Origin of the sequence: Saccharospirillum sp. MSK14-1 (assembly GCF_003054965.1) — a bacterium.
GTDB lineage: Bacteria > Pseudomonadota > Gammaproteobacteria > Pseudomonadales > Natronospirillaceae > Saccharospirillum.
On record NZ_MIES01000033.1, the window covers coordinates 1,635,222 to 1,647,660 of the forward strand.

Annotated in this window: 10 protein-coding genes; all 10 read right to left on the bottom strand. The window is 57.3% G+C overall.

The window, feature by feature from the left end; all coding sequences use genetic code 11:
* Window positions 1-11: 11 nt before the first annotated feature.
* Entirely contained in the window at window positions 12-1,040 is a 1,029-nt protein-coding gene (truD, locus tag BGP77_RS16800) for a tRNA pseudouridine(13) synthase TruD (protein WP_108165848.1), read from the bottom strand.
* Window positions 1,037-1,522, bottom strand: coding sequence for a 2-C-methyl-D-erythritol 2,4-cyclodiphosphate synthase (ispF, locus tag BGP77_RS16805; RefSeq protein WP_108165849.1), 486 nt, complete (start codon window positions 1,520-1,522; stop codon window positions 1,037-1,039). The genes truD and ispF overlap by 4 nt, the downstream gene beginning before the upstream one ends.
* The gene (gene ispD, locus BGP77_RS16810; RefSeq protein WP_108165850.1) at window positions 1,519-2,202 is read right to left on the bottom strand and encodes a 2-C-methyl-D-erythritol 4-phosphate cytidylyltransferase; all 684 of its coding nucleotides are present in this window, start codon (window positions 2,200-2,202) and stop codon (window positions 1,519-1,521) included. Before ispD ends, ispF begins: the two co-directional genes overlap by 4 nt.
* 10 nt (window positions 2,203-2,212) lie before the next feature.
* Window positions 2,213-2,497 carry a cell division protein FtsB gene (gene ftsB / locus BGP77_RS16815; protein ID WP_108165851.1) on the bottom strand — a complete coding sequence of 95 codons (285 nt, stop codon included), beginning with the start codon at window positions 2,495-2,497 and terminating at the stop codon, window positions 2,213-2,215.
* Window positions 2,498-2,640: 143 nt separating this feature from the next.
* Window positions 2,641-3,936 carry a phosphopyruvate hydratase gene (eno, locus tag BGP77_RS16820; RefSeq protein WP_108165852.1) on the bottom strand — a complete coding sequence of 432 codons (1,296 nt, stop codon included), beginning with the start codon at window positions 3,934-3,936 and terminating at the stop codon, window positions 2,641-2,643.
* A 138-nt stretch (window positions 3,937-4,074) separates the two neighbouring features.
* On the bottom strand, window positions 4,075-5,697 hold the full coding sequence (locus tag BGP77_RS16825; protein ID WP_108165853.1) for a CTP synthase: 1,623 nt from the start codon (window positions 5,695-5,697) through the stop codon (window positions 4,075-4,077).
* Between the two features lie 160 nt (window positions 5,698-5,857).
* Window positions 5,858-7,168: a tRNA lysidine(34) synthetase TilS gene (tilS, locus tag BGP77_RS16830; RefSeq protein ID WP_108165854.1), complete on the bottom strand. Its 1,311-nt coding sequence runs from the start codon at window positions 7,166-7,168 to the stop codon at window positions 5,858-5,860.
* Window positions 7,169-7,171: 3 nt separating this feature from the next.
* On the bottom strand, window positions 7,172-7,648 hold the full coding sequence (locus tag BGP77_RS16835) for a GNAT family N-acetyltransferase (protein WP_108165855.1): 477 nt from the start codon (window positions 7,646-7,648) through the stop codon (window positions 7,172-7,174).
* 88 nt (window positions 7,649-7,736) lie between these two features.
* The gene (gene accA / locus BGP77_RS16840; protein ID WP_108165856.1) at window positions 7,737-8,693 is read right to left on the bottom strand and encodes an acetyl-CoA carboxylase carboxyl transferase subunit alpha; all 957 of its coding nucleotides are present in this window, start codon (window positions 8,691-8,693) and stop codon (window positions 7,737-7,739) included.
* Window positions 8,694-8,904: 211 nt separating this feature from the next.
* On the bottom strand, window positions 8,905-12,411 hold the full coding sequence (gene dnaE / locus BGP77_RS16845) for a DNA polymerase III subunit alpha (RefSeq protein ID WP_108165857.1): 3,507 nt from the start codon (window positions 12,409-12,411) through the stop codon (window positions 8,905-8,907).
* Between the last annotated feature and the right edge of the window lie 28 nt (window positions 12,412-12,439).

Here is a 12,439-nt window from a genome sequence, read left to right on the forward strand (position 1 = left end):
CAAGGGTCTGCCTAGTCACGTTCATCGTCTTCGTTCCAAGTCGCCACTTCGCGCAATGCTGTGGTGGCGTAACTGCCCGCTGGTAGGAAAAAGGTAAAGATGGGATCGCCGTCCTGCCAAGTCAGGACGCCACGTTCGGCGTAAACACGCAATTTGCGCAAGCCGCGTTCAATACCGCGCTTGGTCAGGCCGTCAAGCCAGAAAGATTCATCAGCCAGAGCTTGGGTTTCGCGGTCATCCAATGGCCCCAGTGAGTCTTTAATCCGACCCGGCATACTGGCCGTGGGCGACAGTTGGCCCTGCTGTACCCGATCAAGGTCATGCTCTTGCGCCTGCAGGCATACAAAACCGCCCTGACCTTCGCGAAATTGCAAATAGTCACCGGGCAACCACTGGTTCCAGTTACCGGCTTCGACACGCCGTGCCAGCAGTTCATTAAATAAGTAAGAGCGCACCGCCGACAGATGAATGCCCCGGTGCTCACGCCGGGGTGGCTTACCACCGGCAAACCAGTCGCGGGCGCGCTCCAGATTGGCGCCGCCATCACCAAAGCGTTGCGGACCGAAATAATTCGGAAAGCCATGCTCAACCAATCGTTGCCAGCGCTCAGCGACGGCGTCGGCATCACCGCTGAAATCGCGCAGGCGAATGCGAAACTCATTACCGACCAACTGGCCCGTTTTCAGTTTTCGGTGATGGCGCTGGCGCTCGATGATACGCACGCCATCTATCAGCAAGGGTTGGCTGGGATCGGCCTGTCCTGGCAAATGCAGTGAAAACGTCTGGGTCGTGACCGCATGGCGATCTTTTAAGCCCGCGTAACTGACGGCACGCGGTGGCAAATCGGCCCAACGCGCCAGTTGACGGGCCAGCCAGGCTGTATTTTGTCCGGTTTTTTCGATGGTCAGCCAAAGGTGCTCGCCGTCACCCGACGGTGTTTCAGGCAGCACTTCGGTCACTTGAAAATCCGCCGGCTCGGCCTTCAAACGGCCCTGCCCGAGAGGTTCACCCCAGGCGCGCGGCCACAGTGGCAACGTCATGAAGCTGGCTCCAGCAAACAGATCGCTTCAGCGGCGACACCTTCTTTGCGACCGACAAATCCGAGTTTCTCGGTGGTGGTTGCCTTAACGTTAATGCGCTCCAAATCGACATTGAGCACCTGAGCAATGCTGGCACGGATGGCACTTTTATAGTCACCCACGCGCGGTGTCTGGGCGATCAGGGTGACGTCGAGATTCACCAACCGCCAGCCACGCTGCCGGACGGTGTTATCGACGTCTTTGAGCAATGCTCGGCTGTCCGCACCCGCCCAGGCCGGGTCGGTGTCGGGAAAATGCTCACCGATATCGCCCAGCCCGGCTGCTCCGAGCAACGCATCGCAGACGGCGTGCAACAACACATCACCGTCTGAGTGCGCCAGCAACGCATGCGGCGCCGGCACATCCACGCCGCCCAAACGAATAGTGGTGGCTTCGGATTGCTCATCAAACCGATGGACATCCACACCCTGTCCGACTCTCATGCCAAACGCCCTTGTTGTCGTAAATAGAATTCGACCAACGCCAAATCATCAGCGCGGGTCAATTTGATGTTGTCCGCCGCCCCTTCAACCAAATCAACCGGAACACCGATGCGTTCCAGTGCAGAGGCTTCGTCGGTAATGGAGTCACCTGCGGCCAGCGCTTCTGTTAAGGCCTCGCGCAGAGCGATGACCGGAAAACATTGCGGCGTCATTGCCGCCCAGAGTTGGCGTCGGTCCAGACTGCTCACCCGACCGTCATGTTGACGCTTAATGGTGTCGGTCAATGGCCGCGCCAAAATCGCGCCATTGCCAGTGCTCTGGCAATGGTGCCATAGCCGGTCGATGTCGGCGGTGCGTACGCAGGGTCGGGCGATATCGTGCACCATCACCCAGTCATCCGCACCGGTGTCCAATGCGTTCAGCCCCGCCAATACAGAATCAGCGCGTTCCGCGCCACCCGTCACCGGCTGCAATGAAGCATGCTGCTGAACCATATCCAGACCAACGGCATCGTCTTCACGTAATACGATCAGGCGCTGGCCATCGATGGCCACGTGCTGCCACAGATCCAGTGTCCATTCAGCGACGGTTTTGCCTGCAAGTTGGCAGTACTGTTTAGGCGTTGAGTGGCCGAACCGCTGACCAATACCCGCGGCTGGTAACAACAGATGGAGCGTCATAGGCGAGGCGTCACCGATCAGCCTCTTCGGCAGGAATGACATAGAACAGTTCACCGGGTTTGAGCAAACCCAGGTTGTTGCGCGCTAGTTCTTCGACGGCGTCGAGCCCGGATTTGAGGTCATCTACCCGAGCTTCGAGCACATCATTACGGCTTTGCTGGCGATCAATCTCAGCCTGTCGGGTGGCAATCTCGGTATCAAGCCGATGCACTTCCGGCCAGGAGTTCTCTCCCAACCAGAGGCGGTATTGCAATACCACCAACAAGAACAACAATCCCAGTTGCAGCCAACGCATGGCGATCAATCCACTGTCTAAAAACTGCGGCTATTCTGACCGAAAACGCCCTTGGGTGCCACGCCGGGGCGCGGTGATCTATCTGGACCCAAATAACAGCGGGGGCACCTGGCCCCCGCTGTTTGGTTTTCTTAACCGGCGTTTCAGCCCTGGCCTTTGATTTCCTTCAGGCCGTTGTAGACCGCCTTATCGCCCAGTGCTTCTTCGATGCGCAGCAACTGGTTGTACTTGGCAACACGGTCGGAGCGGCACAGCGAACCCGTCTTGATCTGACCGGCAGCCGTGCCCACTGCCAGATCGGCGATGGTGGCGTCTTCGGTTTCACCGGAACGGTGGGAAATCACCGCGGTGTAACCAGCGTCTTTCGCCATCTTGATCGCAGCCAGCGTTTCGGTCAGCGAACCGATCTGGTTGAATTTGATCAAAATGGAGTTGGCGATGCCTTTGTCGATGCCTTCTTTCAGGATCTTGGTATTGGTCACAAACAGATCATCACCCACCAGCTGGATTTTGTTGCCCAGCTTCTGAGTCATGTAGGCAAAACCGTCCCAGTCGCTTTCATCCAGACCGTCTTCGATGGAGACAATCGGGTATTGCTCGGTCAGTTCAGCCAGATAGTCGGTAAAACCGTTGGAGTCGAAGACTTTGCCTTCGCCTTTCAGGTTGTATTGACCGTTGTCGTGGAATTCGGACGCCGCGCAGTCCATCGCCAACGTGATGTCACTGCCCAGCTTGTAGCCAGCCGCAGCCACCGCTTCTTCGATCGCCGCCAACGCGGCCGCGTTGCTTTCCAGGTTTGGCGCAAAGCCACCTTCGTCGCCAACAGCGGTGTTCAGACCTTTCGCACCCAGTACTTTTTTCAGGGCGTGGAAAATTTCCGCACCGATGCGCAGCGCTTCTTTGAACGATTTGGCGCCGACCGGCTGGATCATAAATTCCTGAATATCGACGTTGTTATCCGCGTGCTCACCACCGTTGAGGATGTTCATCATCGGCACTGGCAGGCTGTACTGACCAGCGGTGCCGTTCAGGTCGGCAATGTGCTCATACAGCGCAACGCCCTTGTCAGCAGCCGCAGCTTTGGCGGCGGCCAATGAGACGGCCAGAATGGCGTTGGCGCCAAAATTGGATTTGTTCTCAGTGCCGTCCAGATCGATCATGGTTTTATCCAGACCGGACTGATCCAGCGCATCGAATCCCAGCAGGGCATCGCGGATCGGACCATTCACGGCGGCAACGGCTTTCATCACGCCCTTGCCCAGATAGCGGCTTTTATCGCCATCGCGCAGTTCCAGCGCTTCGCGCGAACCGGTGGACGCACCAGACGGCGCGCAGGCGCGACCCATCTGGCCGGATTCCAGAATAACGTCGGCTTCGACGGTGGGGTTACCACGGGAATCGAGCACTTCCCGTCCTTTGATATCAACGATCTTAGCCATCTGTGACTCTCCTGAGCGTAACAGAGCCGCAGCGCGACTCGGTTCCAAGAAGGGGCGCTATGCACCCTGGAAATGTAATTTTGTTACAAAATGCGACGGCCGGATTATAGGCGGTTGGCCGTCGAATGCTACCCCTGCTCAGCCGCGACGGGCCCGAACAGCGCCAATAAAGCCACTGAACAAACCGTGGCCATCACGCGGTGTAGAGGTGAATTCCGGGTGGAACTGGCAAGCCACGTACCAAGGGTGATCGGGGATTTCGACGATCTCAACCAACGCCCCGTCTACCGAACGTCCGGCGATGCGTAAGCCGGCTTTTTGTAAGTCTTCTACATAATGGTTGTTCACTTCATAGCGATGACGGTGACGCTCAATGATGCGGTCTTTGCCATAGCACTGATGAGAAATGGAGTCGTCGCTCAACTGACATTCCTGACCACCCAGACGCATGGTGCCACCCAGATCAGAGGTTTCACCGCGCTCGACTTTTTTGCCGTCAGCTTCAATCCATTCGGTGACCAGACCGACCACCGGATGACGCGATTGACGATCAAACTCGGTCGAATGCGCGCCTTCAAACCCGGCCACATTACGGGCGTACTCAATCACCGCTACCTGCATCCCCAGGCAAATGCCCAGGTACGGAATCTGGTTTTCACGCGCATAACGCGCCGCGGCAATCTTGCCTTCCACACCGCGATAGCCAAACCCACCGGGCACCAGAATGCCCTGCACATCAGCCAGCACATCGGTGCCGTTTTTCTCGATGTCTTCGGAATCGATGTAACGAATTTTGACCTTGGTGCGCGAGCGGATGCCGGCGTGATCGATGGCTTCGATCAGCGATTTGTAGGCATCGAGCAGTTCCATGTACTTGCCGACCATGGCGATGGTGACTTCACCGTCCGGGTTCAGTTTGCGATCGGAGACATCTTCCCAATCGCTCAAATCCGGCTCATCGCATTCGAGCGCGAATTTTTCCACGACGATGTTGTCGAGACCCGATTTATGCAACAGGCCCGGAATGCGATAGATGGAATCGGCATCCGGTAAGGAGATCACCGCGCGCTCTTCGACGTTGGTGAACAATGCAATCTTGCGCAGTTCGGCCTTACCAACCGGCTGCTCGGAACGGCACACCAGAATATCGGGCTGCAAACCGATGGTGCGCAGTTCTTTCACAGAATGCTGGGTCGGTTTGGTTTTCACTTCACCGGCGGTCGCAATGTAAGGCACCAGCGTCAGGTGCATCGACAACGCACGACGACTGCCCAACTCAACTTTGAGCTGACGCACAGCTTCCAGGAATGGCAAGGATTCAATATCACCCACGGTGCCGCCCACTTCGACCAGCGCCACGTCGGCATCACCAGCGCCCTCAATCACTCGGCGCTTGATTTCGTCGGTAATGTGCGGAATGACCTGAACGGTGCCACCGAGATAGTCGCCACGACGTTCTTTGCGCAGCACATCCTGATAGATACGACCGGTGGTGAAGTTATTGCGGCGGGTCATGGTGGTGCGCACAAAGCGCTCGTAATGCCCCAGATCCAGATCGGTTTCAGCGCCGTCTTCGGTGACAAAGACTTCGCCGTGCTGGAAGGGACTCATGGTGCCGGGGTCGACGTTGATATAGGGATCGAGCTTAAGCAGCGTCACCTTCAGCCCTCGGGCCTCCAGGATGGCAGCCAGAGAAGCCGATGCAATGCCCTTACCTAAGGAGGACACCACACCGCCGGTGACAAAGATATAACGCGTCATAGAAGTGATCCCATCTGAAAACAGCCCAATGCCAGGCCCACACTCACCCCAACGCAAACAAACGCCAGCCGACCAAACGTGGGTCTTTCAGGCGTTACATCGAAGGTTTGAATGGGCAACTCAAGATGGGAGGCCAGACTAACAAAAAGGCCCAGAGTGCTCAATTAGAAAGTGACGGTTGCCAGTGGATTTGCCAACCCGGCTCACCCTCTTCGGCAACAAAACCCTGTTCGATGGCCAAACCGGCCAGCGCCACCAGCTGATCGCCGGCATACAACAACGGCAAACGATCGCGCAGCCAGGGCGCCAGGCGATATTCTTGCAACAAGCGTTTTAGGTCACGGCGCTGTTGCCGTCCGGCGGGCCAAAACGATTCGCCACCCTGGCGCAGCACCCAGCGCAAAGAGGACGCATTCAGGCACAGGCGATTGGGTCCCTGCGTCGATTGTGTAACGATCAGTCGACCCACACCCGGCCAATGAGATTCACCTTCGGCAAAGCCTGGTGCCGGCTCAGGCTCAATGGGATCCGGAACCCAATACAACGCCGTCTTAAAACGACGCACCGAACCTCCGCCAAAATCGACTTGCGGCTGAGCATCAACTCGCGCCCGTACCACTTCATCCAGCACGCGCTGCAGGACGGTTGCCGAGGGTAACGGTACCGACTGTCGCATCAGCCAGCGGTGCAATAACGCCAGCACGTCAGCATCGGTCCAATCGTCGAGAGCGACCGCTTTAAAAGCGCCATCGGCCGCCAGGCGATGTTCCAGTTCAGCATCGAGATCGCGCTGCTGTTGCGCGGCGGCCTGTTGCAGGTGGTTGATCGACCGGTTCACCGTTTGCCGGTACCCCGGCCAGCGCTCGGCCAATAACGGCAACACCTGTTGCCGCAAATAGTTGCGGTCGAAGTGAACGTCGTCGTTACTGGGATCGTCAATCCAGCGCAGTTGATGTTGGTGCGCGTAGTCAGCCAATTGTGAACGCGGCCGGGCGAGCCAGGGACGCACCAACCGATAACCGGCTTGGTCGCGCTGCGCCGCCATGGCACTTAACCCTGCCAGTCCACTGCCGCGCAGCAAGCGCAGAAAAAAAGTTTCCAATTGGTCATCCAGATGATGCGCCAGCCACAGCGTGCCCCCCCCAGCTAACACCCGATCGAACTGACGGTAGCGTTCATTGCGCGCCGCCGCCTCCAGGCCGTGGCCGGCGTTAACAACATCGGCTCGGGCAGTGGTCAGGGCCACCCCCAGCTGAGCACATTGATCGGCGCACTGTTCTGCCCAAAGGTCAGCCTGATCGCTGAGGCCATGATGAACATGAATCGCCCGAACGCTGTCTGCGCCTAAGCGAGCGCAGAGCGCATGCAACAAAACGGTCGAATCGAGCCCACCGCTGTAGGCAACCCAATGCGGCGCAGTCGCGGTCGGCAAATAGTGGTCAAGATCGGAATAAAGAACGGATGCGGACATGTCTCAGCGCGCGGCACCCAGCGGCCAGTAATAACGCAGTTTTTCGCGGTCACCCCGACGCCACAATTCAGACCAGCGCGGCACTCGGACGCGCTCCACTAACCGCGCCCCCAACCGCTCACAGGTGCGAATAGACGCCTGATTATCCGGATTGCAGGTAATCCACAATGCGGTCATATCGTGATCCAGCGCCACCGGCACCAGCATGCGACAGGCTTCAGCGGCATAACCATGACCGCGATGAGGAGCGTCAATGCCATAGCCAATATGACCGGCATAGGTAATCAACGCCGGGCTTTGGCCAATACGCAGGTCAATCTGCCCCACCAGGGTGCCATCGAGCAGCACGATATCGAACAAATAAGCCGGCGCACGCTCCAACGCCCGGTCACCTTCCAGGTACCGGTTCAGCAACAACGCCAACTCATCGCCCACAATGGGATCGTAGTGGCGAAATGGAAACGCTTGGGCAGCGGTCATAAGACTCCCAAAACAAAAATGCCCCGTGCCGGTATCAACCTGGCACAGGGCATTAGCATAGCGTCAAAAGACCGCTGAATTCGAGGTTTTACTGCTCGATGGCACCAAAACTCATCAGCCGCTGATAGCGTGACTCCAGCAACTGATCCATGGGACGGCCGGTCAGATCATCCAATTGGCTGAGCAGCTGGTTTTTCAGCGACTCCGCCATGACCGATGGGTCGCGATGCGCACCACCGAGCGGTTCTTTAATAACCGTGTCAACCAGACCCAATTCGTTCAGACGCGGCGCGGTGATCCCCATGGCTTCGGCAGCATCGGAAGCGCGTTCTGCGGTTTTCCACAGAATGGAGGCACAACCTTCCGGCGAAATCACCGAATAGGTGCTGTATTGCAGCATGTTCAGGTGATCGCAAACGCCGATCGCCAGAGCACCGCCAGAGCCACCTTCACCAATGACGGTGGCAATGACCGGCGTACGCAACGACGACATTTTCAGCAGATTGTAGGCAATCGCCTCACTCTGACCGCGCTCTTCAGCGCCGATGCCGGGGTAGGCCCCCGGCGTATCGATGAAGGTCAGAACCGGCATGCCAAAACGCTCGGCCATCTGCATCAGACGCAGCGCCTTGCGATAGCCTTCCGGTTTCGGCATACCAAAGTTGCGGCGTACCTTCTCTTTAACATCGCGGCCTTTTTGATGGCCAATAACCATCACCGGACGATTCTCCAAGCGTGCCACACCACCAACGATGGCGGCGTCATCGGCGTAGTGCCGGTCACCGTGTAACTCTTCGAAGTCGGTGAAAACCGCGTTCAGGTAATCGAGGGTATAAGGACGCTTGGGATGGCGCGCCAACTGAGAAACCTGCCAGGAGCTCAGGTTCGAGAAAATCTGCTCGGTCAGCTTGACCGACTGGGCATTGAGCTTATCAATTTCCGCAGAGATGTTGAGGTCGTTGCGGTTACCCACCAAACGCAGCTCTTCGATTTTCGCGATGAGGTCCGCTATGGGTTGCTCAAATTCCAAATAATCTGGATTCATACCGGTTCCTTATGAGCCGATGCCGAAATAATCATCGCGGCCCAGACTAAAAGGCCGCCTTTCATTGAGCAATAGCATCAATACTTATTGAGCTTTGAACAAATGGAAACAATGGCGGCGCTTTGCACCACCGCTGGACGCTTAACGGGGGACGCCTGACGCTGTGTTGGATTTTTTGCGTCCTGCGTTTCCCGTCCAGCGTCTTCCGTCACTAATCCTGATACCTGAACTGATAGGCATCGTTACTGAATGTCTGGCGCAGCTGGTGCAAGGTTTCATCTTCCAGCGGAATCCGATGCGTCTCGCCCAGTCGTACCTGACCGGAGGCGGCGCCGGATTGGTAATTGACCCAGACCGGTGTGCCTTGCCCTTCGCCCAGGTCCGCGCGCACCAGATTTTTCAATCGCGCCAGGAAGTCCGCTGTTTGCGCTTCGGTCACGGTAAATTCGATGCCGCGAATCAGTTCCTGCCGTGCCTGAGACAGGCTGTACAGCTTCTGCGCCCGTACTCTCGCCCGTTCAGCGTAGTCGTCCCAGCCAACTTCCGCCTCCACGATAATGACTTCGTCGGCCTGCAGCAGATCACGATAGCGCTGGTAATCCTCGCCAAAGAGCGTCATCTCAACGCGGCCGGTCCGGTCATCCAGAGTCACGATGGCCATGGTATCGCCGCGCTGGGTCTGGCGGGTGCGGACACCGAGCACCAGTCCGGCCAGTGTCTTGGTGCTCTTACGCATACGGCGTAATTCGTCCGGCGATACATTCAACTCGCCCAGACGCATGGACGCAATGCGATCCACCTCGGCTTCGTATTCATCAATGGGATGGCCGGTCAGATACAGACCCAGCGTATCTTTCTCGCCCGCCAGACGCTGCTTGATGGAATGCTGCAATACACCCTGGTAGGGCTCATAAGGATCGCCCTTCACTTCCGCCTGGATTTCGCCAAACATATCCACCATGCCGGCCGCTTCGTTGTTGGCGGCTTGCTCGGCGGTACGAACCGCGTCTTCCATGGCTTCAAGCATGATGGCGCGATGCGGCGCTAAATTGTCCAGAGCGCCGGCTTTAATCAGCGCTTCGATACACCGTTTGTTCACCTTACGGCTGTCAACGCGTTGGCAAAAATCGAACAAGTCGGTAAACGGACCGTCCGCACGCGCGGCCACAATGGCCTCAACCGGACCTTCGCCCACACCCTTGATGGCCCCCAGACCATAAATAATCTGATCGTCATCGTTCACGGTGAACATATAAGCACCGGCGTTGACGTCCGGCGGCAGCACATCAATGCCCATCTGACGGCAATCTTCGATAAAGATCACCACCTTGTCGGTGTTGTCCAATTCCGAGGACATCGTGGCGGCCATAAAGGCGGCGGGATAGTGCGCTTTCAGCCACAGCGTTTGGTACGACACCAGCGCATAGGCCGCCGAGTGCGATTTGTTAAAACCGTAACCGGCGAATTTTTCCACCAGATCGAAAATCTTAGTGGCCAGATCGGCATCGACACCTTTGTCGGCCGCCCCCTTGGCAAAAATCTCACGCTGTTTGGCCATCTCTTCGGGCTTTTTCTTACCCATGGCCCGACGCAGCAAATCAGCGCCACCGAGCGTGTAACCGGCCAACACCTGAGCAATCTGCATCACCTGTTCCTGATAGAGGATGATGCCGTAGGTCGGTGCCAGAATGTCTTTCAGCCACTGGTGCTGGTATTGCGGGTCCGGGTAAGACACTTCCTCGCGACCGTGTTTCCGGTTGATGAAGTTATCCACCATGCCCGATTGCAGCGGGCCGGGACGGAACAACGCCACCAAAGCGATCATGTCGTCCAGACAGTCAGGCTGCAGTCGACGGATCAGGTCTTTCATACCGCGCGATTCGAGCTGGAACACCGCCGTGGTTTTGGCCTGTTTGAGCAAATCGAACGACGGTTCATCAGCCAGTGGAATGGTGTTGATGTCGATCGGCTCTTTGCCTTCGGCCTGCAAACGCGGATTGATGATCTTCAGCGCCCAGTCGATGATGGTGAGCGTGCGCAAGCCCAGAAAGTCGAACTTCACCAGGCCGGCTTCTTCAACATCGTTTTTATCGTACTGGGTCACCAGGCCAGTGCCGTCCGGCTCGCACAGCAGCGGCGAGAAATCGGTCAGCTTGGTCGGTGCAATCACCACCCCGCCGGCGTGCTTACCGGTTTGACGGGTAATCCCTTCGAGCTTAAGCGCCATCTCCCAGATTTCTCCGGCCTCTTCGTCATCGGCGATGAACTCTTTCAGTTCGCCGACTTCATCGAGCGCTTTTTGCAGCGTCATGCCCGGATCACCAGGAATCATCTTAGAAATGCGGTCGGCCAGGCCGTAAGCCTTACCCTGAACACGAGCCACATCACGCACCACTGCCTTCGCGGCCATGGTTCCGAAGGTAACGATCTGCGACACAGCCTGACGTCCGTAGCGATCGGCCACGTACTGAATCACCCGGTCGCGTTTTTCCATGCAGAAGTCGACGTCAAAGTCAGGCATGGAGACCCGTTCCGGGTTCAGGAAGCGTTCGAACAGCAGGTCGTATTCAATCGGATCCAGATCGGTGATATCGAGTGAATAGGCCACCAACGAACCCGCACCCGAACCCCGGCCCGGGCCGACAGGAATATCGTGTTCTTTGGCCCAGCGGATAAAATCCATCACGATCAGGAAGTAGCCTGGAAATCCCATCTGGATGATGATGTCCAGTTCGAATTCCAGCCGGTCTGTGTATTCCTTCTTGCGCGCTTCGCGGTCGTCGGTGCCTTCGGGCAGAATCGTTTTCAGACGGTTTTCCAGACCATCGAAGCTGAGCTGACGGAAGTAGTCGTCCATCGTCATGCCTTCGGGGATCGGGTATTCCGGCAGGAAATATTCACCCAGCTTGACTGTGGTCGAGCAGCGCTCGGCAATGCGCACCGAGTTCTCGATGGCCTCGGGAATGTCTTTGAACAGCTCGGTCATCTCGGCCGCGCTTTTCAGGTATTGCTGATCGGAATAGCGACGCAACCGTTTCGGGTCGTCCAGCACCACACCATCGTTAATGCTGACGCGCGCTTCGTGAGCGTCGAAGTCGTCCTGAGTCAGGAACATCACATCGTTGGTCGCCACCACTGGAATGCCCAGTTCCCGTGCCACCAGCAGGCTGCCCTGCACCAGCGTTTCATCCTGATCACGGTGGGTGCGTTGCAATTCCATGTAATAACGATCGCCAAACGCCTGCTGCCAGCGACCGGCCAATTCACGGGCGTAATCCGCCTTACCGCGGCTGAGCGCATCGCCCACATCGCCGTGGCGGGCGCCACTGAGCAAGACCAGACCGGCGTTTTTCTCGATCAGCCAATCGACCGTGACCTGCGCTTTATCATGCCGCTGATTTTGCTGGTAACCGGCGGAGATCAGCTCGGTCAGATTGCGATAACCGTCCGGGTTTACCGACAACACCGTCATCAGAAACGGCGCTTGTTCATCCGCCGGGTTTTCGATCCATAAATCCGCACCCAGAATCGGTTTCACACCCGACCCCAGCGCCGCGCCATAAAACTTCACCAGGCCAAAAAAGTTGCTGATGTCGGTCATGGCGACCGCGCCCATACCGGCACTCGCGGTCGCTTTGACCAACTCTTTGGGGCGGATCAGACCGTCGATCAGCGAATAGTCGGTGTGTACTCGAAGGTGAACAAATTGCGGAGCCACGTTGCTCTCCAATCGTTAAAAGGTGTCA

Coding starts and splice junctions, on each gene's coding strand:
- truD (WP_108165848.1), bottom strand. CDS start 1,040: ATGACGTTGCCACTGTGGCCGCGCGCCTGGGGTGAACCTCTCGGGCAG.
- ispF (WP_108165849.1), bottom strand. CDS start 1,522: ATGAGAGTCGGACAGGGTGTGGATGTCCATCGGTTTGATGAGCAATCC.
- ispD (WP_108165850.1), bottom strand. CDS start 2,202: ATGACGCTCCATCTGTTGTTACCAGCCGCGGGTATTGGTCAGCGGTTC.
- ftsB (WP_108165851.1), bottom strand. CDS start 2,497: ATGCGTTGGCTGCAACTGGGATTGTTGTTCTTGTTGGTGGTATTGCAA.
- eno (WP_108165852.1), bottom strand. CDS start 3,936: ATGGCTAAGATCGTTGATATCAAAGGACGGGAAGTGCTCGATTCCCGT.
- BGP77_RS16825 (WP_108165853.1), bottom strand. CDS start 5,697: ATGACGCGTTATATCTTTGTCACCGGCGGTGTGGTGTCCTCCTTAGGT.
- tilS (WP_108165854.1), bottom strand. CDS start 7,168: ATGTCCGCATCCGTTCTTTATTCCGATCTTGACCACTATTTGCCGACC.
- BGP77_RS16835 (WP_108165855.1), bottom strand. CDS start 7,648: ATGACCGCTGCCCAAGCGTTTCCATTTCGCCACTACGATCCCATTGTG.
- accA (WP_108165856.1), bottom strand. CDS start 8,693: ATGAATCCAGATTATTTGGAATTTGAGCAACCCATAGCGGACCTCATC.